Origin of the sequence: Legionella gresilensis (assembly GCF_900639865.1) — a bacterium.
In the GTDB taxonomy this organism is placed as follows: Bacteria; Pseudomonadota; Gammaproteobacteria; order Legionellales; family Legionellaceae; genus Legionella_C; species Legionella_C gresilensis.
Genome location: NZ_CAAAHX010000008.1, coordinates 99,930 through 123,394, shown reverse-complemented (window position 1 = coordinate 123,394; position 23,465 = coordinate 99,930). Strand labels below are relative to the sequence as shown.

Genomic DNA, 23,465 nt, shown 5'->3' with positions numbered 1-23,465 from the left:
ATGATAGATAATTCATTGAAAACACAAGTATTTAAGCTTAAAGGTAGATTATATACCTTTACGGTCCTTCAATTGCTAAGTACAGATAAAGATTTATTTGCTCAGCAATTAGATGAAGTTGTAGCACAGGCGCCTAAATTGTTCAATAAAACGCCAGTTGTTATTGATTGTAGTGCCTTACAAAATGAAGACCTTGATTTAGACGCCTTTTGTCAATATCTACGTTTGCATAGTATTTTCCCAGTTGGAATTCAAGGTGCTAATTCATTTATTGCAACATTAGCTCAATCACGGGGTATGGCTGTTTTGTATGCCTCTTCTTCGCATGATAAGCCATTGGCTGATACTTCTACAGAGCAAATAGTAAGTGAAGAAACGGCGATGGTAAGTTCTGATGAGACAAAGACAAAATTATTAACCAGCCCGGTGCGCTCAGGACAACAAGTTGTTAGTAAGGGCGGCGATCTTATTATCACTGCTTCTGTGAGTCATGGGGCTGAATTATTGGCTGATGGTAATATTCATATTTATGGCGCTTTACGTGGCCGCGCCTTGGCTGGTATCTCTGGTGATAAAAATGCCCGTATTTTTTGTCAATCATTGGAAGCAGAACTTGTTTCTATTGCAGGGTTTTATCGGTTAAGTGACGCAATTCAGCCACTAGATAAGCCTTGCCAAATTTTCTTGCAAGACGAGCATATTTTAATTGAGCCACTATGTTAGAAGCTGTATTTATTTCAGATTTACATCTTCATCCGCATGAAGAGTTAATCTATGACCGGTTTAAATCTTTTATTAGTTGGGCGGCTGTAAGTACACGCACTGTATATATATTAGGTGATTTTTTTCATGCTTGGGCTGGTGATGACACGCTAGAGGAGTGGAGTCTAGATATTGCGACTGCACTTAAATCGCTAGTAAATCAAGGAATTAATGTATTTTTCATGCATGGTAATCGAGATTTTTTAGTTGGAAGACAATTTGCAGCGAAGGCAGGTATGACATTATTAACAGAGCCTACGATTATAACTTTAGCAGGCAGACCTGTTTTATTAGTTCATGGCGATCGGTATTGTATCTATGATAAAGCGCATCAGCGATTTCGTAAATTAACACGTAATGCCTTATTTACTTCACTATTTTTATGTATACCGAAAAAAATAAGGCAAAAAATGGTCCAGCGTGTAAGGCAGCATAGTCAGAATAATCGTGTTAAATCACCAGTTATGATGGCTATTGAGCCTAAAGCCATGTTACGTCATATGCAGCAACATCAAGTCAAGATCATTATTCATGGTCATACACATCAGCCTGGCTTAACAGAACATACTTTTCAGGATGCTCAATTTGAGCAATATGTGTTGAGTGACTGGGATGACAAGCCAAAAATATTGTGTTATCATAGATCAAAAGGTTTTTATTTTAACCAAATATAATCGTTAAAGGTTTATTACTATGCATAGTCCACAAGAAATAGCAGAAAGAAATAAGCAAATAAAAGAAAACTTACACAAGATGATTTGCCTATCCGAGGTTGAGGCCAATCGAGCCTATCAAGCAGTGTCTCGGAACGCAAGATTTGAAGCCGGTCAGGCAGCATTAAGTGAGGAGACAGATAGCAAAGGTAACAAAGTTCCTTATTGGGAGCTGATTAAGTCAAAAGCCAAGGAATTTACCACACCCTCTGGGCAGAATTCCTATATAGAGTGGCATACAGGTATTATGGAAATTTTTGCTGCTATGTGTACACTTTCCAAAGCATCGTATCATTCACCTTCGCTTGTAAAAGAAGGTTTAACCTGGGTAGGGGAAGCCGTAAAAAATAAACTTCATAAGAAGCCATCAGAACCAATAAAATTTGATATCAGTGTGGATGACAACGGTGTTTTAAAAACCCAATTATATTTAAATAATAAATTGGTTTCCCCAGATGATCCAAAACAAGAGGCAATAAAACAATATTTTGATATGGGTGTAGCTGCCTGGCTTGAACAGCGTGGATATACTGTAGATAAGGACACAGGTGTTGTCACTAACGCTCAAACTAATGAGAAGATGACGACTGCTAAGTTTAAAGAAGTTAACCAGGATGATGATGAGGGACTTAAAGCCTTCTTTTCAGGTACATACAAATTAAATATTGATAAAGCGCCTGACGCGCCTTCTCCAAGGTTAGGTGGATAAAGCTGGTATTCCGCTATGAAAGCGGAATACGGTATCTGAACCTAAAATCAATTCATTTTCAACACTAAGAAAATAATCTAAACGCTTTTCAGTATGTTTACCATATAAATGAGCAAGCTTTAAATAATCTTCAAAATGTCGTGCTTCTGCTTTTACCAGAGTTGCATAAAACCGTGCTAATTGAGGTTCGCTAGTTAGTTTAGGCACTAAGGCATTAAAGCGTTCACAAGAGCGGGCTTCAATGATGGCGCCAATTAATAATAAATCGCATAAACGTTCAGGTGTATTTTGCTTAGTTGCTAAAAAATGGAGTTGCTGGGCATAATTTGATGGTGGTAAAGGGCCAAAAGCAATATTTCGTTCAGCCATAATAGTCAGAACCTTTTCAAAATGAAGTAATTCTTCCCGTGCTAAAGGTGACATCATATTGACTAATTCTGGATAGCCTGGATACTTACTCATAAAATTTATGGCATTAGCAGCAGCTTTGCGTTCGCAATGGGCATGATCAAGCAGCAACAATGGAATATTTTCTATCGCTATTTCAAGCCACGCTAATGGCGTAGATACGCGTAAAAAAGACGAAAAATCAGGTATACTTTGAAGAGGTACGCTTAGCATATAAAATAAAAAATAAGTAATATAGGCGGCGTTATATCATACATAATTGTAAAATCAAGTTGGATTGATAATGAGTGAACAATCAGAAAATGAGTTATCTGGATGGTTTTCAACCTACGGCTTAATTACTGCACAACGTATTCTTGAACGCTATAGAATAAATTTACAACAAGAAGATTTGCTCTGTGCATTAAAAACCCCCGAGACTTTTTATCATCAATTATTGCGGCTGCCTTTACGGCATGTTTTCAATGGTATCATTTTACAGCAAGTGCAAGATTACCAGCTTTATGCCCAAAAACTAATAATTGATTATTTATTGTCGGGTGAAAGCAGCCGAGAAGAGGGCACGCCGGGTGAGGGGGCAAGGAATGATTTAGAAAAAGAAAGGCAGATTTTAATTAATTTAAACGCAGAATTTCATGAACTTGAACTTGAGCATGAAAAATTAATTGCCCACAGCCAAGCAAAGTTAATAGAAAGAGCTAATGATTGGCATAAAAAGCTAATGGCTATTGTTAGGGAAATCAAGAGAGACCTGCAAGTAGGAGGCCTTTCTATAGGTGAAGAAGTTATTAATCAAGCGCTTCCAGCCTTATTATGTAATTTTAATTTTAAAGCGAATACATTAACTAAACCTGACGCTTGGCAGCGTACAGAAAAAATTTTAAACACCCCACTTAATGAAGAACTCAGAAACCAAATCCTTGATAAACTTAGCGATCTTGGTGATTATACTGAGGATTTTGATAATAACCTTGCTGATTTTGCTGAGCAAGTGAGTTATATTGGCAAGCGATTACGTGAATTTCGCGATAATTTTTATAATTTAATTTTACGCGCGAAAGATATTATTTATTTATTACCCGATTATCGTCTTGATTTAGCTCAGGAAGCAGAAAATAAAGAATCTCTGTTTTTTAATACTAATTTAGGTGACACTGAGAGTTAATTGATAACTGTCATTCTTGTTTTCCCGCGCAGGCGGGAACCCATTTATCAACCGTGCCCGGTTGGCTCTTGTTGGATAGGTTCCTATCTTTAGGGAAACGACAAAGCTGAACGTAGTAAAATTTTATTCTTCCCGAGCTTCATTCTTATTTACAAAACAGGATTTTACCCTGACTGCGAATTAATATTATCCATATTGATAATTGTTCATGTATAATAGCGCCTTTTAATTAATCATGGAGTACATGAATGGCTGCTGAATTTACTTTGTCTATAATTAAGCCTGACGCTGTGAAAAAATCAGTAATTGGTGAAATTTATACGCGTTTTGAAAATGCTGGCTTAAATATTGTTGCTGCAAAAATGGCACAATTGACACGTGAGCAAGCAGAAGGTTTTTATGCAGTGCATAAAGAGCGTCCTTTTTTTAATGATTTAGTGACTTTTATGATTTCTGGCCCTGTTATGATTCAAGTCTTACATGGTGAAAATGCGATTGCTAAAAATCGTGAAATTATGGGTGCTACGAATCCAAAAGAAGCAGCTAAAGGAACCATTCGTGCTGATTTCGCTGACAGCATTGATGCTAACGCTGTACATGGTTCAGATAGCGCTGAAACAGCAGCGCAGGAAATAGCCTTTTTCTTTGAACCACATGAAATTTGTGTAAGACAATAAACTGTGAGTGATAATAACTAGTAAAACCTGTTAATAATTCATTTTCAATGCTTTAAAACGACTACCTTCCGCGGTTTGTCCGCGGAACCTATGATTTCGGGACGGCGTAGCTAAGCCATGGCAGGTTGGGATAAAGCAATTGTTAACCGGCTATATATAATTTGATCGATACTACTGACAAATTGCTAAACTTAAGTTAGGTAGTAGATTTTGAGGATGGTTATGGGTAATAAGATTAACTTGTTGAATTTTAACTATCAACAGATGCGAGAATTTTTTCACCAATTAGGTGAAAAACCATTTCGTGCCCAACAAGTTATGCAATGGATTCATCAATATGGTTTTGATGATTTCTCTCAAATGACTAACCTTGGTAAATCGCTTCGTGAACGATTATCTGAAGTTGCTGAAATTCGTTTACCAGAGATCACTTCCTGGCAGAAATCAAATGATGGCACCTATAAATGGCTATTAAAACTTGAGTGTAATAATTGTATTGAAACAGTTTTTATTCCTGAAAAAAACCGTGGGACCCTTTGTGTATCTTCCCAGGTAGGCTGCGCATTAAATTGTAGTTTTTGCTCGACTGCTAAGCAAGGTTTTAATCGCAATTTATCGACCGCTGAGATCATTGGGCAAGTATGGTTGGCGGTACGTGAACTTTCAAAAAATAAGGGTATCCATGATAAGCAAGTCACCAATGTGGTGATGATGGGTATGGGCGAGCCCTTACTTAATTTTGATAATGTAGTGACTGCGATGGATATTATGATGGATGATTTTGCTTATGGTCTATCTAAACGCAGAGTTACTCTCAGTACATCAGGTGTATTACCTGATTTAGAACGTTTGCGAGAAGTAAGCCCAGTTGCGTTAGCTGTTTCCCTGCATGCACCAAATGATAAATTGCGCAATGAATTAGTTCCAATTAATAAAAAGTATCCTCTTGCTGAATTAATGGCACTTTGTAAACGTTATTTTAAAGATGAGCCACGTCGCAAAGTGACCTTTGAATATGTCATGCTTAAAGGCGTCAATGATCAACCTGAACATGCTTTCCAGTTAGTGAAACTTCTCCATAATATACCTGCAAAGGTTAATTTAATTCCATTTAACCCTTTCCCCTTAACGCAATATGAACGCTCCCCAGAAGCTACAATTAATAAATTCCGTGATATTTTAATGGCGAAAGGCATTAATACAATTACTCGTAAAACGCGAGGGGATGACATTGATGCAGCATGCGGTCAATTGGCAGGTTCCGTGAAAGATAAAACTAGTCGTTCGTCAAGATGGCAAAAACTACATTTCAAACCGCTTGATACTGCAAAACAATAAGAACAGTAAAAATATTTATTTTAGGTTACTGATGGTCCTATCTAGTAGCAACTGTTTTGAATTAAAATTCAAAAAAGTTACTACCTTCGCTATGTTTCATCCAGGGTACGGTTATAGTTAGTTAGGCTAGCTTAATTCTATGTCTAAGTTCCGCGACTTGTTCGTGGGATCTAGGAATCAGCCCTATCACTGGATCCTGCGGACAAGCCGCAGGACGTAGGCCGGTAAAGGGTGCTACCAGTAATGATTAGTTAGTACAAAGTTAGTTGCTGGTTTGTATGCGATAAATTTACTCAAAGACAACGATCTTTTAAGTAAAATTAGCTAAAATTTTTAATTATTAAATAAAGTTAAATGATATGAATAAGACTACTTATACTAATAAGTATCGTAATATAGACTTTAGAGCGCATCCCGAGCTTTACACCATTGGGAAGGGCGAGCAGGGTGTATTAATTGCTGAACCTTATAAAAGTGAAATTCTTCCTCGTTGGCGATTTAAAACACCTGAAGTTGCGCAAAAATCTGCCGAAGAGATTTATGATTTATATCTAAACTATCGTGAAAACAATGATTTTGTGGGCATGGATATGACAAGAAAATTTCTTCAAATGGGTTTTACGCGCTCAAGACGCTATGCCAATCATGCTGATGGACGTAAGTATAATAAAGATGGGACAATAAAAGCGCAGGATAGTAATTCTGAAATTTCCCCCAAAGCGCAATCGGCTCGAATTTTCCTCTCTTTTTATCATAAGGTGATAAACGATAATCAATATCAAAAAATGAAAAAGGCACACTTGTTGTTAGAAAAAAAGCGAAGGATGTAATAACCTGTGACTAAATAAGTTTACAATCATGTTGTTTATCAAGTGACCTATTATAGAATTTGCCTCCTGGCTATTACTTATAGCTAGATTAGTAGAGATGAAAGTTTTTTGACTAAGAATAGTCTTTTTTAATTTTACTATTCGCGGTTATAATGCCCAATTAATAATGAAGCAGGATGGATAGTACTTTGTTTAAAGTAGTACAGTTATTATTTTTACTAATTCTAGTAGGCTTACAGGGATGCCAAATTAATAGTGAAGAGAAGGCTGAAAAAGCTTTGCAGGTTACTAAGCGTAATAATACCGCAGCTTATAATATTCAGCTAGGTTTAGGCTATCTTCAGAAAGGTAACCGCCCTAGGGCAAAAAAGAAACTTCTTAAAGCTTTAGAGTTATCACCAAAATCGCCTGAAGCAAATGCAGCAATGGCGTTTTATATGGAAAAAACAGGCGAAATCAATGAAGCTAAAGTCTTTTATAAAAAAGCGCTTGCTCTAGCGCCTGACAGTGGTGTGCAGTTAAATAATTACGGTACCTTTCTTTGCCGTATTGGTTCTTACCAAGAGGCAGAAAATTATTTTCTTAAAGCTGTAAATGATGTTAAGTATATTCATACTTCTGGTGCTTATGAAAATGCGGGTTTGTGTGCTGCCGCTATTCCAGATTATGAAAAAGCAGAAAATTATTTTCTAAAAGCTTTAGAGCAAGATCCAGGACGTAAACAGTCACTCGTTGAATTAGTATCTATTCAGCTAAAGCAAAGTAAACCTGAAAAAGCACTGGCTTACCTGCAAAAATATCATGAAATATCACTAAATGATCAAGCTTTATTAAGATTGGCTGCAGAAGTGGCGAATAAAGCAGGAAAAGCTGATTTAGAAGCTGATTATAAGTTACGGTTAAGTAGATTTTCTTACTTAACGAATAAGTCTGGAGTAATAAATGAGTACAACAATAATAATGGATGAGGTGAATCAAACATCTGACAGTCCAGGTTTGCAATTAGCGCGACTTCGCGAAAAAAAGGGGTTTACTCAAGAGTATGTAGCAGGAAAATTGCATTTAAGAGTAAAAGTAATTGAGTTATTAGAATCTGATGATTATGACAATATGCCAGAGCCAGTGTTTATAAAAGGTTATCTGCGTGCTTATGCAAAATTATTAGGCGTTTCTCCTGAACCTTTTCTACAAGTTTTTAATAGTCGCTATACCTTTGAGCGGAAACCTGAAAAAGCTTTATGGCAAAGTAGGCGAGAAACAAATAAAGGCGAGCGTTTCGTGCGTTGGTTTACAGGGTTTGTGGCTATTGCAGCGATAATTGCTATTGGTTTATGGTGGCAGAAAAATAAAGATAGTATGCAGCCTGTGTTTACTAAGCATCAAGAAACAGTAAACCCAGTCAAACCTACTATAAATGCACAAAATGAAGTGCCTGAAACAAAACTAACAGCCCTTTCAAGAATGCAGTCCATGTTTGCCACAAGCGACAATGACAATGATGATGTAGTGGAGAAGCAGAGTGGTTGAAAAAGTTCGTGCAATACGGGGTATGAATGATATTTTACCTCATGAAACGGGTGCATGGAGATTATTGGAGCAAACTTTTATAAATTGCCTAACTAGTTATGCTTATCAAGAAATACGTTTCCCTCTTATCGAAAATACCTCCCTATTTAAACGTACGATAGGTGAAGTGACAGATATTGTTGAAAAGGAAATGTATACTTTTCAAGATTTAAACGGTGATAGTATAACATTACGTCCTGAAGGAACCGCAGGTTGCCTTAGAGCTTGCCTAGAACATGGTCTTTTATACAATCAACAACAAAAGCTTTGGTATATTGGTCCTATGTTTCGCTATGAGCGGCCACAAAAAGGTCGTTATCGACAATTTAATCAATTAGGGGTTGAAGCGCTAGGAATAGCAGGAGTTGGGATTGAGCTAGAATTAATTGCTATTTGTAAACGTCTCTGGCACGAATTAGGGCTAGGTAATGCAGTTTGCTTGCAAATTAACACCTTAGGTGAGTTAAGTGAGCGCCAATCCTATAAAGAACAATTGGTTTCTTTTTTTAATAAGCATTACAATAAATTAGATGAGGATAGCCAACGACGTTTAACAAAAAATCCTTTACGAATACTAGATAGTAAAAATCCGGATATGCAGGCTTTACTTAGTGAAGCGCCTAAACTTATAGACTCGTTAGGTGAAGATAGCAAACAACATTTCTTTAGCTTGTGCGCTGGTTTAGATAAAATGGGAATAGATTATGAGGTTAACCCATTGCTTGTACGTGGTTTAGATTATTATGGGCATACGGTGTTTGAGTGGGTAACTGATAAGCTTGGTAGCCAAGCAACAGTTTGCGCTGGTGGTCGGTATGACTCCTTAATTAATCAATTAGGAGGTAATGCAACACCCGCTGTGGGATTTGCGATGGGTGCGGAGCGATTACTACTATTAATGGAAACCGTAGCTGTTAGCTTAGCCTCTAAATCGCTACCAAGTCTATTTTTAATTGCCACAGATAATGATGGCTTACAGCAAGCGCTTATTATTGCTGAACAATTACATGATTATGACAAAACATGGCAAATCATTACCAATACATCCGGGGGAAGTTTTAAAAGTCAGTTTAAAAAAGCTGATAAAGCAGGTGCAGATATAGCGCTTATTCTTGGTGATGATGAGGTAAAGAATAACCTAATTAGTATTAAAAACTTGCGTAATAATGACCAGCAAGTCACTATTTCACAAAATGAATTAATTAACTATTTACAAGATTATACATTCTAAACCATGATTGTTTTAAAAAGATTTTTACTTTGAAATGTATGCTTTAGGTGATTTGAAGAATGAATTAACTATACGCCCTAGTTAAATACTATTTATCGTGATTTAAAACTAAGTATAACGTTAACTATTAATTTCTATAGCGAACGCTATACAGTCCTTTATGGGAGATAAGAAGCATGTCAGTATATATGACAGAAGAAGAGCAATTGGAAGCAATTAAGAAGTGGTGGCATAAATATAGTACGCTAATTACCATCGTGCTTTCTCTTTTATTACTTAGTCTATCTGGTTATAAGTATTGGCATTGGCATAAAGAAAAAGTGATTACAGAAGCATCGAATGCTTATGAACACTTAATGATAGCCTTTTCAAATCAGGACGATAAAAATGTTAAGACATATGCTAATCAACTAATAAAAGAATATAGTAATACGGTTTATGCGCATGCCGCGCGGTTAACATTAGCAAAATTATATGTTGCCAAGGAAAACTTTAATAAAGCAAGTCAGCTTCTAGATTATGTTGCAAATCATTGTCCAGTGAAGCCTCTAAAGGATGTTGCGCGTATTCGTATTGCTAGAGTTTATACTGCTCAAAAGTCATACGATAAAGCACTTGCTGAATTAGGTAAGGTTGATGATTTAGCTTATATTCCCATAGTCAATGAACTTAAAGGTGATATCTATACAGAAACAGGCCAATATCAACAAGCAATTAATTTTTATAAAAAGGCTATTTCCGAAGTACGTACGCAAGGTATGGGCAATCTTTATTTAGAAATGAAAACTAATGAATTAGCTGCGTTAGCCCAAACTATAGATAATCACGTTTCGAAAACAGTGTAAGAGGTTTTATGTTAAATCTGAAAAGAACAACACTTTATTCTTTGTTTATGTCGCTTTCCTTGGTAGGTTGCACAAAAATTGATGATTATATGTTGGGTAAAGATAATACGCCTATGCCTCAGGCTTTAGAGCCTGTTGCAGATAAAGCGCAATTAAGGGAAAAATGGTCCGTTTCAGTAGGATCTGGCCAAAAAAATAAAACAGCGTATTTAAAATTAAAGCCGGTTATTTATGAAAACAATGTTTACATGGCTGATAGTAATGGTGCTGTTGAAGCAGTGGATAAAAAAACGGGTAAGGTAATTTGGTCTAAAAAATTAGCCATGGGTGTAGTTAGTGGACCTACAATTTCTCAAGGATTAATAATCCTCAGCACCGATTCTTCAAGTATTCTTGCTCTAAATCAAGCAAATGGAGAAGAGCTATGGCATAGTAAGGTTTCAAGTGATGTGCTAGGTCAGGCTGCTATCGCACAAAATAAAGTCATTGCTAAAACAATTGATGGTAATTTATATGCATTTGATCTAAAAACAGGAAATAAGCTTTGGGTATCAGAGCATGGTGCCCCAAATTTAATATTAAAAGCTAGCTCTTCACCGATCATTCTTAATAATAATACTGTTTTAGTTGGTTACTCAGATGGAAAAATGGATGCGGTTGATATTCAAACAGGGCAAGTTTTATGGCAACGAAGTATTGCTTTTGCTAGTGGCTCTAGTGATGTTGAACGCTTAGTAGATATTGATGCTGATCCAATCGTTCAAGGTGATGTTGCTTTAATTGCAAGCTATCAAGGTTATGTGGGTGCTCTATCATTATCAGATGGGCAGTTTCTTTGGCGTAAACCTGCTTCAACTTATACCAATCTAGCGCTTAAAAATAAAACTCTCTTTATGACAGATAGTGATGATGTGATTTGGGCTTTTAATAAGAAAAATGGCCAGGTGGAATGGAAGCAAGATGCTTTAAAAGCGCGACATTTAACAGAACCTGTTTTAATGGGTAATTATTTAATTGTTGGGGATAAGACAGGTATATTACATGTTTTATCCACTGAGACTGGCGAGTTTATTTCGCGTACAAATTTAGGTAGTGCTATCTACGTAGCACCTAGTGTTTCTGGTAATAATATTTATGTTATGACTAGCAATGGCAAATTAAGTCATTTCACTGTAGGTTAATATGATTCCTGTTGTAGCTTTAGTAGGTCGGCCTAATGTAGGTAAATCGACTTTATTTAACCGTTTAACTCGCACACAAAATGCATTGGTTGCTGATTTTCCTGGTTTAACGCGAGATCGCCAATATGGCGAAGCAGTATTTGAAGATAAACCATTTATAGTTGTTGATACGGGTGGTATTGGTGTCGATGATATTGCCGTTGATGAATTAATGTCTAAGCAATCTGCTACAGCGCTTGATGAAGCAAATGTTGTTTTATTTTTAGTAGATGGCAGAGCGGGTCTTACAGGTATTGATGAGAATATTGCAAAAGCCTTGCGTAAATTAAATAAGCCGGTTTTTCTTTTAGTAAATAAGTCAGAAGGTTTAGATGAACAAATTGCTTGCGCTGAATTTCAACGTCTAGGTTTTAATAATATACATTCTATTTCATCAGCACATGGGCAGGGAATAGAACATTTCCTTAAAATTTTGACCGCTGAATTTGATGTAAGTGTTGAATCAGAGACTAGTAGCCAAGCAATCAAGATTACCTTTGTTGGCCGCCCAAATGTAGGCAAGTCAACTTTGGTTAATCGTATTTTAGGTGAAGAAAGGGTTGTAGTTTATGACATGCCAGGGACAACGCGGGATAGTATCGCTATTCCATTTAGTCGCAATGAAAAGCAATATATTCTTGTTGATACAGCAGGTATTAGGCGTCGAGCCCGAATTAATGAGAAAATAGAAAAATTCTCCGTTATTAAAACATTACAATCAATTCGAGAGTCTCATGTCTGTTTAATGCTTCTAGATGCTACAGAAGGATTAACTGAACAAGATATGCATTTGTTAGGCTTTATCATTGAATCTGGCAAAGCGTTAGTGATTGCAGTTAATAAATGGGATGGTTTAGAAGAAGAACATAAAGAGCATGTAAAAAACGAATTGGCTCGCCGGCTACAATTTGCAAATTTTGCTAAGATGCGTTTTATTTCTGCCTTACATGGTAGTGGTGTAGGTCTTTTATTTAAAGACATAGATGAAGCTTACGCTTGTGCTATTCAGACTTTTTCAACACCTAAGTTAACTCGTTTATTGCAAGATTTAGTTAATCAGCATCAGCCACCTTTAGTACAAGGTAGAAGGATTAAACTTCGCTATGCTCATGTAGGTGGCCATAATCCACCTATCATTGTGATTCATGGTAATCAGCTAGATTCTTTACCGGATAGTTATAAGCGATATTTAATTAATAATTTTACTACCCAGCTGGGGCTTGTAGGCACGCCATTAAAGTTAGAATTTAAAGGTAGCGTTAACCCTTTCAAAGATAAAAAAAATAAATTAACGCCAAGACAACTTAAACGAAAAAAACGGTTAATGAAACATGTAAAAAAACATTAATTTCAGTTATTAAGTAGAAGGCAAAAGATAAGGATAAAAAATTTAGAAATAATACCTGGTTTAACTGACAGAAATAGCAAGCTTTAAACTTAATTAGCAATGTAACATTTAAATATTTTTAGACTTTAGCTTTCTCTTCATAATAGATAATGTTACGGCGACAACTTTCTGATTTTGTCATTTCCGCGAAATCAAGAAATCCATCCCTACACCCGTACTGTGCCTACACAGGAATGGATTCCCGCCTACTCGGGAAGGATAGGGCAGTTCTTAAGTTGCCGACATAAGGTGATCTATTACTTCGCTCCTGCATTTGTGATTAATAATCTGTAATGAATCAACTTGCCCTCAAAGTTAAGACAGCACAAGGTGCATGACGTACTACAGCGTCAGCGGTACTGCCTAAGAAAGGTGGAAGAGTATGGGTTGAATGATGACTACCTACAATAATTAAATCGCAACTTAACTCGTTTGCTTTCGCTATTATATGATTATAAGTAGTGCCAATTTCCACATGTTGATTAGCTAGTGGAATATTAAGTGCTTCACCTAAAGTAGCCATTGTGGTTAGAGCGTCATCTTTAACAGGTGTTGCTAATTCAGCAAAGCCAAGGCTTTGTGCCCATTGCAGAGAAGCAGGAGTTTCAATGACATGGAGAAAGTGAAGTTTGGCCTTAAAACATTGAGCTAGCTTTACTGCTTGCTGGCAAAGGTTATAATGGTTATCACTTAAATCAGTTGCATGCAAAATTGTTTTATACAACGTTTTCTCCTTAAAATTCTAAATAGCTTAATATGTATTTATTCTTGCAAACAGAATAAACCTAAATTTATTTAACCCTCACCAACTTGATTGAAGCAGTCGATTTAATTTATAAAACTCTTAGGTAATTGAGCATCCCTCTAAATCTTAAATAGACCTTAAGAGCTTTAATATTAAAATCGATACTTGATCCCGTGGACAAACCACGAGACGTAGGCGTAAATAGCAGTTTTCAATAAATCCTAATTTAATATAAAAGTTTTTTTATGTTATTTATATAGAACAGCTTAGATTTTTATAACTTTACAAATAGGTAACCCATTTGGTAAGCAGACAAAGGGTGCAATCTTAAGTAAGGGATTTAAAACAAAATCTCTATAGAGTAAAAAAGGGTGCGGAATGGTAAGGGACGGTTTTTTAATCGTTTTTTTATCATAAAGTAAAATATCTATATCTAATGTTCTGGCGCCCCACTTAACGCGTCGAACTCGTCCTTGCTTATTCTCTATTGCTTGGCATGCAACAAGTAATTTTTCCGGTGGCAACGTTGTTAAAAGAGCAACAACCGTATTGTAAAATTTAGGTTGCGATTTTCTACCCCAAGCTTTATTTGCATAAAAAGGAGCAACCTTAATCACATAACTATTTGGTAAAGCTTGTAAATGTTTGATCGCCAATCTAAGCTGGCGCTCGGGCGAATTTAGATTACTACCTAAAGCTAAATAGCATTTAATCATGAAGATGGCTGTGGTTTCTTTCTACGCCTTGATTTTCGTCCTGGTGGCGTAGGAAGGCTACTAATCATTTGTGTTTGTTCGTCTTCAGATGCTTCTTGAAATACTGCCCACCACTGCGCTAATTCAAGTGATTCATCGCCAGCTAAAGCTCTAAGTGATAGAAAATCGTAGGCCGCACGAAAACGAGGGTGTTTTAATAAGTTAGCCGCACGACCACCCCAACGTTTAGGGAAGCGAAATTGTAAGAGCCAGATTTCTCGTATAACTTGACTAAAACGTTTTGGAATACCAATAACTTTATTTTGTTCACTAATAACATAAGACATTGCTTTTTCTAAAGCCGGTAAAGGCGGTAATTGCTCATCGCGTTGATAAGTAGCTGTTTGATTAAGCAAAGGGAACCAAAGTAATACGGCAAATAAAAAAGCAGGCGTAATAGGTTTATTATCACGAATGCGTGCATCTGTATTCTCTAAAGCAACCCCAAGAAAAGCTTTTACAGGGTAGGAACTATCAAATAAGGCGTAGGTTTGTGCAAATAGGTGTTGAAATAATCCATATTGAATTAATAAGCGTTGTACTGACTCTGATTCGCCGCATTGATATAACTTTGTCATTTCATCAAACAAGCGAGAACTAGAAATATGCGAAATTAAAGAACTAAGTTTTTCTAAAGGCTCAGCTGTCTCAGGAGCCAGTGGAAAATGAAGTTTAGCGCTAAAACGAATGGCTCTTAGCATTCTTACAGGATCTTCTTGATAGCGTATTTCTGGGTTGCCAATAATACGTAAAGTTTGATTGTGAATATCTTTGACTCCGCCAGTAAAATCTACAATTGCCGCGTCTTTTACACTGTAATAAAGTGAGTTAATCGTAAAGTCACGTCGCCAAGCATCTTCGTCAATAGTGCCATAAACATTATCACGGATGAGCATGCCTCGCTCATTGGTTAATTGCACTTGATTATTATCTAACTCACTATTACCGCGAAAGGTGGCTACTTCAATAATGTCACGATGAAAGATAATATGAACTAATTTAAAACGGCGACCTATAATTCGGCTGTTTCTGAAGAGGGCTTTAATCTCATTAGGCGTTGCATTAGTGGCGACGTCAAAATCTTTAGGTGATTTACCTAATAGTAAATCCCTTACACTCCCACCAACTAAATAGGCTTGAAAGCCCGCACTATTAAGCCGATTCAATACTTTTAACGCATTTGTACTAATATCGGTCTTAGATATATTATGCTGGTTACGAGGAATTATATAATTAGCTACGGTAGGCGTATCTTTGCCTCGAGATTTACGTAGTAGCTTTTTAATTAATTTAATTATTGCCAGTACTCACAGTTAATAGGTATAACGGACCACATTATAGCTAAAATTATAATAATTTAAAACTTTTAGAATTTTTTTATAGATTAATAATTTATTGCATAAAAGATATAGATAGCGTTATTGTTAGTCTTTTCCCATTGCGGAATTAATGGATAATTAATTCAGAGATCAACACATGGAATTTGTAGATATATTATTAAGTTTAAGCGCCCTAATTATTCTTGAAATTGTTTTAGGCATCGATAATTTAGTGTTTTTATCAATACTTACGGAGAAGCTGCCAGTAGAACAACGTCGTAGTGCTAGACGTTGGGGTCTCACTTTTGCTTGGATGACTCGCTTAGCTTTATTGGCTTCTGCTGTATGGCTTGTAAAGCTTACAACGCCGCTAATCGAACTTGGCAATTTTAGTCTATCCGTAAGAGATATATTTTTATTTGTTGGTGGTGGTTTTCTAATCGTTAAAGCTACTCAGGAAATTAGACAGGAGGTTGGTGAAGACGCTTCTGAAATTAAAGAGATGAAAAATAGGTTAGTTACGTTTAGAAGTGTTGTTATTCAAGTCGGTATTATGGATATTATTTTTTCACTTGATAGTGTTTTAACCGCTATTGGTTTAACTACTCGATTATGGGTGATGGCCATAGCAATAACGTGTGCTATTTTAGTGATGATTTATGCAAGTGAGCCAGTAAGTCGATTTATTGATAAACATCCGACTATAAAAATGCTAGCATTAAGTTTTTTAATATTAATCGGTATGGTTTTAATAGCTGATAGTTTTAAATTCCATATTCCTCGCGCTTATATTTATTTCGCTATGGGGTTTTCATTAAGTGTAGAGGGTTTAAACTTACTTAAGCACTCACGAAAAAATCGGCAAAAAAATAAGAAAAAATAGTTATGTTAGTTATTAAAGCGTTTCATATTATTGCTATGGTTGCCTGGTTTGCAGGCTTATTCTATTTACCACGCTTATTTGTTTATCATGCTGATACAATGGATAAAATAAGTGATAGCCGCTTTAAGTTGATGGAGCGTCGGCTATACTATGGGATTACTTGGCCTGCTGCTTTGTTAACTACGATTTTAGGGATCTGGCTTATTACTTTTAACTACCATTATTATTTAAAAGCACCCTGGATGCATGCCAAGCTTACATTAGTTATTATTGTATGGTGCTATCACTTAAGTTGCGGGCATTTCCTAAGATGCTTTGCTAGTGATTCTAACTGTAGAGCTGTAGTATTCTTTCGTATATTTAATGAAATCCCAACGGTCTTGTTAATTGGTATTGTTTTGCTAGTAGTGACCAAGCCTTTTTAAGCTTATTCAATTTCTACCATTTCAAAATCCTCTTTACCGGCACCGCAATCCGGGCAAAACCAATTTTCTGGTACATCTTCCCAACGTGTACCAGGTTCAATGCCATCTTCTGGCCAACCTTCTGCTTCATCATAAATAAAACCACAAATGACACAAATATAGCGTTTATAATCTTGCATTCTGTATCTCAACTTTCAAAAAAAAGTAATTTTGCCGATAGAGACTCCTAATGTAAAGATAAATGATAAATTTGTATTTCTTATGAGCCTTTAGATGAAGTAAAATAGAGAGCATTTTGTTTAAAGGAAGTCATAATGATTAAATCTGAGCAATTATTTACGCAAGCCCAATCTATCATTCCAGGAGGTGTGAATTCTCCAGTACGTGCTTTTAAGGGTGTAGGTGGAAATCCTGTTTTCTTTAAACAGGGAAAAGGCGCTTACTTAGTAGATGTTGATGATCATCAGTATATCGACTATGTTGGTTCTTGGGGCCCTTTAATTTTAGGCCACTGTCATCCGAAAGTTATTCAAGCAGTTGAAGAGGCATTGCAGCAAGGTATGAGTTTCGGTGCGCCTACTGAACTTGAAATTAAATTGGCACAAAAAATAATTCAGCTAATGCCTGCTATCGAAAAAATAAGAATGGTTAATTCTGGTACTGAGGCTACGATGACTGCGATCCGTTTAGCTCGCGGTTATACTGAAAAAAATAAAATTATTAAATTCAATGGCTGCTATCATGGACATAATGATAGTTTATTAGTAAAAGCGGGCTCTGGGGTTTTAACTTTGGGCATTCCCGCATCTCCTGGTATTCCCACAAGTATTACTGAACATACTTTAACTGCTGATTTTAATAGCTTAGAACAAGTTGAAGCTTTATTTGATCAGTATCCTAGAGATATTGCCGCTATTATCATTGAACCAATTGCCGGTAATATGGGTTTTGTGCAGCCTAAGCCAGGTTTTTTAAATGAGCTTCGTAAATTATGTAATACTTATCAATCTTTATTAATTTTTGATGAGGTAATGACTGGATTTAGAGTTGGATTAGGCGGGGCACAGGAACTTTATAATGTTATGCCTGATATAACGACATTAGGGAAAGTTATTGGCGGCGGTATGCCCGTTGGTGCAGTAGGTGGCCGGGCTGACATTATATCTTATTTAGCACCCGAAGGTAGCGTGTATCAGGCAGGTACTTTATCTGGAAACCCCTTAGCTATGGCAGCTGGATTAGCTACGTTAAGTGAAATAGAGAAACCAGGTTTTTATGAGAAATTAGCTTCTTATACACAATTATTAATGACGAGTTTAGCTGAACTAGCTCAAGCTTTTTCTATACCTTTTTGTCAGGCATCGTTAGGGGGTATGTTTGGTTTTTGCTTTACGCAAAATTCCCAAGTGTGGAGTTATCAGGATGTTGCTGCTTCAGATGAAGCTTTATTTAAACGCTTTTATCACAAAATGCTTGAAAAAGGAATTTACTTTGCTCCTTCTATGTATGAGGCAGGATTTTTATCTAGCGCGCATAGACAAGAGGAAATTCGCTTAACTATAGAAGCAGCAGAAAAAGTCTTTAGCGATTTGAAAAAAGATTAATTTAATCAACAAATTATTAAAAAATTTATATCAAAAATAAGTGATTTTTATCTTTGATATAAATTTTATTTTAATAAATTTTAAAAGATCTCTTTAGTAAATTATCTTAACTCATTTATACTGATCTTTTGGTTAAAAAAAACTTTAAAAAAATAATTTTTTAAAGGAATTTAAAACAAAATAAGGATATAAAATGAGTTTAAAAAAAATCAGTGTATTTTTTCTGTTTTTTTATGTTAGTTCGTTATGGTCATCACCTTTAGCTGATAATTTAATTATTAATCCTAAGGCAAGCGCGGATTCTAATGTAATAACCTTTTCATATGAAGTTACTGCTGCCCAGGATTTTTATCGAGTTTATATTGATGTTGAGCCAAAAGGAGATAATGGTTTTCCGCAAGGTGGACTAATGGCTAATTATCTTATTGAGAATCAAACACTTTACAAATATGCGGGCCCTGGTTGGAATTGGACGCCTCTTAAAGCTGTTTCTGTAACCTCAGGGAATGTTAAAACATGGGTTATCCAACGAGAAGATGTTCTTCCTAATAAAAATTGTGCAGGAAGCTTAGATTATCTTTATCAAGTTGAGTCATCTGCAGGGATCTCGTCTCTAACAAAGATGACGCTTTCTTATCCTGCTAATTCGAATTGCAATGATACATCACAAAAGATTGCTGTTCCTTCTTATTTTTATCCGTGTACTGGAACATCCAACTGTTATTGGGATCAGTTAATAAAAGGATCCCCAACAGCCAATATCGTTTTAATTAACCCATTCAATGGCCCTGGCTCAACGAGGGATCCCGCTTATGCAGCGCAAGTTGTGAGAAGTCATAACGCAGGTCAATCGGTATTGGGTTATGTTTATACTAGTTATGGCCAGCGTAGTCTTACGGCTATTCGAGCTGATATCAATAGATATTATAACTGGTATCAAGTTGATGGTATCTTTTTTGATGAAGGGTTTTCTGAAAATTGCACTAAGCTTACCTACTACCAAAATTTAAATAGTCATGTAAAAGCAAAAGGTGGTAAGGCAATTACAAGCATTAATTTTGGCACCAATACACCTGAATGCTACATTAATGCAACTGATATTCTAGTAACCTTTGAATCAAACTATAACGCTTATGTTAACTGGCGTCCTAGTGGTTGGGAAACAAAATATCCTGCATCTCGTTTTTGGCATTTATTGTATGCAACACCATATAGTTCATTAACTAATGCTATAAGCTTAACTAAACAAAGACACGCTGGCTGGGTTTATATCACACCTGATACATTGCCTAATCCATGGGATACTCTACCGGGCGCCACATATTGGGCGGCTGAATTAAGTGGCATCAGTCAACAATAAATTAAAATACAATGGCAACTGGCGCGTTTATAAGTCTTAAATAGGAATGCGCCAGTTGCCTTATTTAGGTCTTTTAATACTATTTAAAATGGGCAAAAGTGATTTTGATTCGCAGGTTAATTTTTCAAAGACTTTTTGCATTATCCATTTTTCTTCATCGCTCGGTACAATCAAGATAGGAGCTTCGCATTTTGATATTACCGAGCACTCTTTTTGTTTATTTTTTTGATTTAAATCATTATCTAGAATAAAACCAAAATGCTTTAGAGAAGATATAATTTTTGCACGGATAAAAGCTGAGTTTTCGCCTACACCGCCAGTAAAAATCAAAGCGTCTAGCTTATTTACTTGAGTTAGGTAAGCACCAATGATCTTTTGAATGGCATAAACGTACATATTTATAGCAAGAATAGCATTTTCATCGCCAGCATGAAAATTTTCTAAAACAGCACGCATATCATTATTATTCGCAATTCCCTTTAGGCCACTTTGCTTATTAAGTACGGTATTGACTGTCGATAGTTCTAATCCTTGCTCTTGAAGGTAAATGGGAATGGCGGGATCAATATCGCCGCAACGAGTTCCCATTATTAATCCAGCCAAAGGTGTCATGCCCATTGACGTATCAAAGGATTTCCCATTTTTAATTAAACAAGCACTTGCACCATTTCCTAAATGTAAAGAAATAAAATGACACGCGGAAAGAGGCTTTTCTAAAAATTTTGCTGCTTCATAACTTACATATTCATGATTAATACCATGAAAACCATAGCGTCTAATATTAAGTTGTTGGGCTAGGTGAGCATCGATGGCATAAGAATGAGTATGCTTAGGCATGGTATGGTGAAAACCTGTATCAAAAATAGCTACATGTATGGCTTCTTTAAAATATGTTTGAGCGTATTCAATACCCGCGGCATTGATAGGATTATGTAGCGGTGCTAATTTTGCTAAGGCTTTAATTTCTTTAAGTATCTCTGGTGTAATAATTGTGGGTTGCCATAAATGGGGCCCGCCATGTACAACTCGATGGCCAACGCCAACAATTGTTTTATTAACTAAATCTAGTTGAAGCTGCTTAGCTAATGCAGCAAATGCCTCTTGATGATTAATAAAATGATGCGAGCGCTGCTCTTTATGCTCTCTATAATGATGCCAAAGTCCTGCTTCTTCAGTAATACCCTCAATGAGTCCAGATAATAAGGGTGTCATTTGATGATTGTTTTGTTGAGTAAATACTTTGTATTTAATCGATGAGCTGCCAGCATTAATCGTTAAAATACAATCTTTGTTAATAACTTGATTAATGCTCATGGTTATCCTCTGCTTGTAATGCCGTCACTAAAATAGTATTAATTATGTCTTGCGGTGTACAACCACGGCTTAAGTCATTAACGGGCTTATTTAAACCTAATAAAATAGGGCCAATGGCTAGAGCGCCTGTTTCTCGCTGTACCGCCTTATAGGTGTTGTTACCTGTATTTAAATCTGGAAAAATTAACACATTGGCTTTGCCTGCAATTTTTGAACCGGGAAGTTTCTTCGCCGCAACCTCGTCATCTACAGCAGCATCATACTGCATTGGCCCTTCTACAGGTATTTCTGGAAAGTCTCGATGAAGAATCTCAACTGCTTTACTAACTTTATCTACGCTTTTGCCACTTCCCGACGTGCCAGAGGAATAAGATAAGAGTGCAGCCTTAGGCTCAATGCCTAAATGTTTAGCGATCTCTATGGCTTGCAGGGTAATTTCAGCTAACATTGAACTGTCTGGGTCTGGGTTTATTGCGCAATCGCCATAAATTAAGACTCTAGTGGGTAGACACATGATAAAAATGGATGACACACGAGTTATATCAGGTTTAGTTTTTATAATTTCTAAAGCAGGTCTTACCGTGCTTGCTGTAGTATGTTCAGCGCCTGATACCATGCCATCAGCATCACCACAATACACCATCATGGCAGCAAAATAATTAACATCAGCCATACGCTCAAGCGCTATAGGCAAATTAACATTTTTATGTTGTCGAAGCTGCCAATATTGTTTTGCATAGCTTGCTTTTTTTTCGGACTCATCAACATCAATAATTTTGGCATGACTTAAATCAAGCTGCATCCGTTTTTCTAGAAGTTTAATTTTTTCTTTATTACCCAGTAAAGTAATTTTTACTATATTCCGTTTCAAAAGATAATCAGCAGCAATTAAAATCCGAGTATCAGTTCCTTCTGGTAAAACAATATGACGCTTACTAGAACGTACTTTATTAACTAATTCATGCAAAAAGATTGCAGGTGTTAAGCCTGAAATTTTTTTAGTTTGGTTAATTAGTTTTAAAATAGGGGGTGAAAGATAAGTTTCCATGGCATCAATGGCTACTTTTACTTTTGCTGAATTATCTTTACTTAGACCAAACTTAGCTGTGAATAATAAAGTAGCTGTCTCATAAGTGTGATGCGATGTTAATAAGACTGGAAAAGGGCGCTCTAAACCTGAAATAATTTCTCGTATTGTTTTACCGAGCATTTCACCACCCGTAAGAACAATGCCGGCTATCTTTGGATAAGAGCTTGATTGATCGGCTAGAAGTGAACCTAATAAAATATCGATACGATCATCAGGCGTAATAATTAACATACCATCTCGTTTAAGTCTGGACTCAAGAAAATTACCAATTGTTTTAGCAGCGACCGTAAATTGTTTTGCACTACGATGCAATTCATCTTTTCCGCATAGAACAATAGCATTTAATTTATTAGCAATTTCTTGCATGGATGGATTTGCTAAATTTTCAAATTCAGGAATGATAATAAATGTTAAGAGGGGAAATTGATTTTTAAAAAGCTCGTAAGCTTTAAACTCATCTTTAAGTGGCACACGATTAACAATAATTCCAATAACTTGAGCATGATTACGTTTACTAATTTCTAGTGCAGTTGCAATGATAGACAGCATATGATTTAAAGATCTATCTTTAGCCGAGATCGTAAGAATAACTTCACAATTTAGTTGTGCCGCCAAAGTTAAATTAAATTCGTACTCAAAAACATCATTATCACTTTCAAAATCGCTCCCTTCTATATAAGTAATTTCATAATCTTTGTTTCCACTAATCATTTCAAAAATAGTTGAGAACAATATGTCTGGTTCTTCCCGCATCAGATTAATGGCTTGAGCAATCGACATAGTTGGCGACATAAAGTTATGTGTTAAGCTTTGTAAAAGTAGGGTTTGATTATTATCAAGTTCTTTAAATAACTTGACGCAATGTAGTGAATAATGTTTTTGTAAAATAGTAACGATTCCTAGCGAAATAAATGACTTTCCGGGTCTTTTTTCAATGCCTGTTAAATAAATTTTTCTATGCATTTGGTAACCTTTTTTATTCATAATATAATTTAGCAGAAAGTCAAAGAAATTTAGGAAGATAATAATATTACTTACCCAAATAACCTTACTGGTTTCTTACTTTTGTTTTTATTGGCGAGAAGTATAGATGCTTTTTGTTCAAAATATATCAATATG

Annotated in this window: 24 protein-coding genes; 17 read left to right on the top strand and 7 right to left on the bottom strand. The window is 36.0% G+C overall.

Going from position 1 to position 23,465, the window contains the following annotated elements; genetic code table 11:
* The 3 genes from minC to E1P04_RS11445 are packed head-to-tail and all read left to right on the top strand — an operon-like array spanning nucleotide 1 to nucleotide 2,184.
* Nucleotides 1-723 carry a septum site-determining protein MinC gene (gene minC / locus E1P04_RS11455; RefSeq protein ID WP_131783092.1) on the top strand — a complete coding sequence of 241 codons (723 nt, stop codon included), beginning with the start codon at nucleotides 1-3 and terminating at the stop codon, nucleotides 721-723.
* A complete protein-coding gene (locus E1P04_RS11450) occupies nucleotides 717-1,436 on the top strand; it encodes a UDP-2,3-diacylglucosamine diphosphatase (RefSeq protein WP_131783041.1) in 720 nt (239 codons plus the stop codon). The genes minC and E1P04_RS11450 overlap by 7 nt, the downstream gene beginning before the upstream one ends.
* A gap of 19 nt (nucleotides 1,437-1,455) precedes the next feature.
* The gene (locus E1P04_RS11445) at nucleotides 1,456-2,184 is read left to right on the top strand and encodes a hypothetical protein (protein ID WP_131783040.1); all 729 of its coding nucleotides are present in this window, start codon (nucleotides 1,456-1,458) and stop codon (nucleotides 2,182-2,184) included.
* On the opposite strand, the gene E1P04_RS11440 is transcribed toward E1P04_RS11445, so the two are convergent.
* Nucleotides 2,173-2,805 carry a MiaE family protein gene (locus tag E1P04_RS11440; RefSeq protein ID WP_131783039.1) on the bottom strand — a complete coding sequence of 211 codons (633 nt, stop codon included), beginning with the start codon at nucleotides 2,803-2,805 and terminating at the stop codon, nucleotides 2,173-2,175. The two genes, E1P04_RS11445 and E1P04_RS11440, sit on opposite strands and share 12 nt — an antisense overlap.
* A 70-nt stretch (nucleotides 2,806-2,875) precedes the next feature.
* Between E1P04_RS11440 and E1P04_RS11435 the strand changes: the two genes are divergently transcribed.
* The 10 genes from E1P04_RS11435 (at nucleotide 2,876) to der (ending at nucleotide 12,812) form a co-directional block, all read left to right on the top strand.
* Nucleotides 2,876-3,757 carry a hypothetical protein gene (locus E1P04_RS11435; protein ID WP_131783038.1) on the top strand — a complete coding sequence of 294 codons (882 nt, stop codon included), beginning with the start codon at nucleotides 2,876-2,878 and terminating at the stop codon, nucleotides 3,755-3,757.
* Nucleotides 3,758-4,005: 248 nt separating this feature from the next.
* Complete coding sequence (ndk, locus tag E1P04_RS11430; RefSeq protein ID WP_131783037.1) at nucleotides 4,006-4,434, top strand: nucleoside-diphosphate kinase; 429 nt, start codon at nucleotides 4,006-4,008, stop codon at nucleotides 4,432-4,434.
* A 222-nt stretch (nucleotides 4,435-4,656) separates the two neighbouring features.
* Nucleotides 4,657-5,772, top strand: coding sequence for a dual-specificity RNA methyltransferase RlmN (rlmN, locus tag E1P04_RS11425; protein ID WP_165482760.1), 1,116 nt, complete (start codon nucleotides 4,657-4,659; stop codon nucleotides 5,770-5,772).
* Nucleotides 5,773-6,131: 359 nt separating this feature from the next.
* The gene (locus E1P04_RS11420; protein WP_131783035.1) at nucleotides 6,132-6,602 is read left to right on the top strand and encodes a DUF4385 domain-containing protein; all 471 of its coding nucleotides are present in this window, start codon (nucleotides 6,132-6,134) and stop codon (nucleotides 6,600-6,602) included.
* A gap of 176 nt (nucleotides 6,603-6,778) precedes the next feature.
* The gene (gene pilW / locus E1P04_RS11415; protein ID WP_165482759.1) at nucleotides 6,779-7,570 is read left to right on the top strand and encodes a type IV pilus biogenesis/stability protein PilW; all 792 of its coding nucleotides are present in this window, start codon (nucleotides 6,779-6,781) and stop codon (nucleotides 7,568-7,570) included.
* Nucleotides 7,545-8,129, top strand: a complete 585-nt coding sequence (locus tag E1P04_RS11410) for a helix-turn-helix domain-containing protein (protein WP_131783034.1) — start codon at nucleotides 7,545-7,547, stop codon at nucleotides 8,127-8,129. Before pilW ends, E1P04_RS11410 begins: the two co-directional genes overlap by 26 nt.
* A gap of 22 nt (nucleotides 8,130-8,151) precedes the next feature.
* Entirely contained in the window at nucleotides 8,152-9,399 is a 1,248-nt protein-coding gene (hisS, locus tag E1P04_RS11405; protein ID WP_242604450.1) for a histidine--tRNA ligase, read from the top strand.
* A 176-nt stretch (nucleotides 9,400-9,575) separates the two neighbouring features.
* Nucleotides 9,576-10,244, top strand: a complete 669-nt coding sequence (locus E1P04_RS11400; RefSeq protein ID WP_131783032.1) for a YfgM family protein — start codon at nucleotides 9,576-9,578, stop codon at nucleotides 10,242-10,244.
* Nucleotides 10,245-10,252: 8 nt separating this feature from the next.
* Nucleotides 10,253-11,425 carry an outer membrane protein assembly factor BamB gene (bamB, locus tag E1P04_RS11395; RefSeq protein WP_131783031.1) on the top strand — a complete coding sequence of 391 codons (1,173 nt, stop codon included), beginning with the start codon at nucleotides 10,253-10,255 and terminating at the stop codon, nucleotides 11,423-11,425.
* Between the two features lies 1 nt (nucleotide 11,426).
* Nucleotides 11,427-12,812, top strand: a complete 1,386-nt coding sequence (gene der, locus E1P04_RS11390; protein WP_131783030.1) for a ribosome biogenesis GTPase Der — start codon at nucleotides 11,427-11,429, stop codon at nucleotides 12,810-12,812.
* Between the two features lie 337 nt (nucleotides 12,813-13,149).
* On the opposite strand, the gene E1P04_RS11385 is transcribed toward der, so the two are convergent.
* From E1P04_RS11385 to pcnB, 3 genes are all read right to left on the bottom strand, one after another.
* Nucleotides 13,150-13,575, bottom strand: coding sequence for a universal stress protein (locus tag E1P04_RS11385; protein ID WP_131783029.1), 426 nt, complete (start codon nucleotides 13,573-13,575; stop codon nucleotides 13,150-13,152).
* 287 nt (nucleotides 13,576-13,862) lie between these two features.
* Nucleotides 13,863-14,312, bottom strand: a complete 450-nt coding sequence (gene folK, locus E1P04_RS11380; protein ID WP_131783028.1) for a 2-amino-4-hydroxy-6-hydroxymethyldihydropteridine diphosphokinase — start codon at nucleotides 14,310-14,312, stop codon at nucleotides 13,863-13,865.
* On the bottom strand, nucleotides 14,309-15,637 hold the full coding sequence (gene pcnB / locus E1P04_RS11375; protein ID WP_207386019.1) for a polynucleotide adenylyltransferase PcnB: 1,329 nt from the start codon (nucleotides 15,635-15,637) through the stop codon (nucleotides 14,309-14,311). Before pcnB ends, folK begins: the two co-directional genes overlap by 4 nt.
* 190 nt (nucleotides 15,638-15,827) lie before the next feature.
* On the opposite strand from pcnB, the gene E1P04_RS11370 reads away from it, so the two are divergent.
* Both E1P04_RS11370 and E1P04_RS11365 read left to right on the top strand, forming a co-directional pair.
* A complete protein-coding gene (locus E1P04_RS11370) occupies nucleotides 15,828-16,553 on the top strand; it encodes a TerC family protein (RefSeq protein WP_131783026.1) in 726 nt (241 codons plus the stop codon).
* Between the two features lie 2 nt (nucleotides 16,554-16,555).
* Nucleotides 16,556-16,978 carry a CopD family protein gene (locus E1P04_RS11365; protein WP_131783025.1) on the top strand — a complete coding sequence of 141 codons (423 nt, stop codon included), beginning with the start codon at nucleotides 16,556-16,558 and terminating at the stop codon, nucleotides 16,976-16,978.
* A gap of 2 nt (nucleotides 16,979-16,980) precedes the next feature.
* On the opposite strand, the gene E1P04_RS11360 is transcribed toward E1P04_RS11365, so the two are convergent.
* Nucleotides 16,981-17,157: a rubredoxin gene (locus E1P04_RS11360; RefSeq protein WP_115331302.1), complete on the bottom strand. Its 177-nt coding sequence runs from the start codon at nucleotides 17,155-17,157 to the stop codon at nucleotides 16,981-16,983.
* Between the two features lie 135 nt (nucleotides 17,158-17,292).
* On the opposite strand from E1P04_RS11360, the gene hemL reads away from it, so the two are divergent.
* Nucleotides 17,293-18,582 (top strand): glutamate-1-semialdehyde 2,1-aminomutase, encoded by a 1,290-nt coding sequence (hemL, locus tag E1P04_RS11355; protein WP_131783024.1) that lies wholly within the window; start codon nucleotides 17,293-17,295, stop codon nucleotides 18,580-18,582.
* Between the two features lie 193 nt (nucleotides 18,583-18,775).
* Nucleotides 18,776-19,942: a spherulation-specific family 4 protein gene (locus E1P04_RS11350; protein ID WP_131783023.1), complete on the top strand. Its 1,167-nt coding sequence runs from the start codon at nucleotides 18,776-18,778 to the stop codon at nucleotides 19,940-19,942.
* A gap of 60 nt (nucleotides 19,943-20,002) precedes the next feature.
* Here the strand turns inward: E1P04_RS11350 and E1P04_RS11345 are convergent, their stop codons facing one another.
* Complete coding sequence (locus tag E1P04_RS11345; RefSeq protein WP_131783022.1) at nucleotides 20,003-21,256, bottom strand: acetate/propionate family kinase; 1,254 nt, start codon at nucleotides 21,254-21,256, stop codon at nucleotides 20,003-20,005.
* Nucleotides 21,246-23,309 carry a phosphate acetyltransferase gene (gene pta, locus E1P04_RS11340; protein ID WP_165482758.1) on the bottom strand — a complete coding sequence of 688 codons (2,064 nt, stop codon included), beginning with the start codon at nucleotides 23,307-23,309 and terminating at the stop codon, nucleotides 21,246-21,248. The genes E1P04_RS11345 and pta overlap by 11 nt, the downstream gene beginning before the upstream one ends.
* Between the last annotated feature and the right edge of the window lie 156 nt (nucleotides 23,310-23,465).

What these genes read in the sequence shown, in the direction of transcription:
- minC (WP_131783092.1), top strand. Translation starts at nt 1, where the DNA reads ATGATAGATAATTCATTGAAAACACAAGTATTTAAGCTTAAAGGTAGA.
- E1P04_RS11450 (WP_131783041.1), top strand. Translation starts at nt 717, where the DNA reads ATGTTAGAAGCTGTATTTATTTCAGATTTACATCTTCATCCGCATGAA.
- E1P04_RS11445 (WP_131783040.1), top strand. Translation starts at nt 1,456, where the DNA reads ATGCATAGTCCACAAGAAATAGCAGAAAGAAATAAGCAAATAAAAGAA.
- E1P04_RS11440 (WP_131783039.1), bottom strand. Translation starts at nt 2,805, where the DNA reads ATGCTAAGCGTACCTCTTCAAAGTATACCTGATTTTTCGTCTTTTTTA.
- E1P04_RS11435 (WP_131783038.1), top strand. Translation starts at nt 2,876, where the DNA reads ATGAGTGAACAATCAGAAAATGAGTTATCTGGATGGTTTTCAACCTAC.
- ndk (WP_131783037.1), top strand. Translation starts at nt 4,006, where the DNA reads ATGGCTGCTGAATTTACTTTGTCTATAATTAAGCCTGACGCTGTGAAA.
- rlmN (WP_165482760.1), top strand. Translation starts at nt 4,657, where the DNA reads ATGGGTAATAAGATTAACTTGTTGAATTTTAACTATCAACAGATGCGA.
- E1P04_RS11420 (WP_131783035.1), top strand. Translation starts at nt 6,132, where the DNA reads ATGAATAAGACTACTTATACTAATAAGTATCGTAATATAGACTTTAGA.
- pilW (WP_165482759.1), top strand. Translation starts at nt 6,779, where the DNA reads ATGGATAGTACTTTGTTTAAAGTAGTACAGTTATTATTTTTACTAATT.
- E1P04_RS11410 (WP_131783034.1), top strand. Translation starts at nt 7,545, where the DNA reads ATGAGTACAACAATAATAATGGATGAGGTGAATCAAACATCTGACAGT.
- hisS (WP_242604450.1), top strand. Translation starts at nt 8,152, where the DNA reads ATGAATGATATTTTACCTCATGAAACGGGTGCATGGAGATTATTGGAG.
- E1P04_RS11400 (WP_131783032.1), top strand. Translation starts at nt 9,576, where the DNA reads ATGTCAGTATATATGACAGAAGAAGAGCAATTGGAAGCAATTAAGAAG.
- bamB (WP_131783031.1), top strand. Translation starts at nt 10,253, where the DNA reads ATGTTAAATCTGAAAAGAACAACACTTTATTCTTTGTTTATGTCGCTT.
- der (WP_131783030.1), top strand. Translation starts at nt 11,427, where the DNA reads ATGATTCCTGTTGTAGCTTTAGTAGGTCGGCCTAATGTAGGTAAATCG.
- folK (WP_131783028.1), bottom strand. Translation starts at nt 14,312, where the DNA reads ATGATTAAATGCTATTTAGCTTTAGGTAGTAATCTAAATTCGCCCGAG.
- E1P04_RS11370 (WP_131783026.1), top strand. Translation starts at nt 15,828, where the DNA reads ATGGAATTTGTAGATATATTATTAAGTTTAAGCGCCCTAATTATTCTT.
- E1P04_RS11365 (WP_131783025.1), top strand. Translation starts at nt 16,556, where the DNA reads ATGTTAGTTATTAAAGCGTTTCATATTATTGCTATGGTTGCCTGGTTT.
- E1P04_RS11360 (WP_115331302.1), bottom strand. Translation starts at nt 17,157, where the DNA reads ATGCAAGATTATAAACGCTATATTTGTGTCATTTGTGGTTTTATTTAT.
- hemL (WP_131783024.1), top strand. Translation starts at nt 17,293, where the DNA reads ATGATTAAATCTGAGCAATTATTTACGCAAGCCCAATCTATCATTCCA.
- E1P04_RS11350 (WP_131783023.1), top strand. Translation starts at nt 18,776, where the DNA reads ATGAGTTTAAAAAAAATCAGTGTATTTTTTCTGTTTTTTTATGTTAGT.
- E1P04_RS11345 (WP_131783022.1), bottom strand. Translation starts at nt 21,256, where the DNA reads ATGAGCATTAATCAAGTTATTAACAAAGATTGTATTTTAACGATTAAT.
- pta (WP_165482758.1), bottom strand. Translation starts at nt 23,309, where the DNA reads ATGCATAGAAAAATTTATTTAACAGGCATTGAAAAAAGACCCGGAAAG.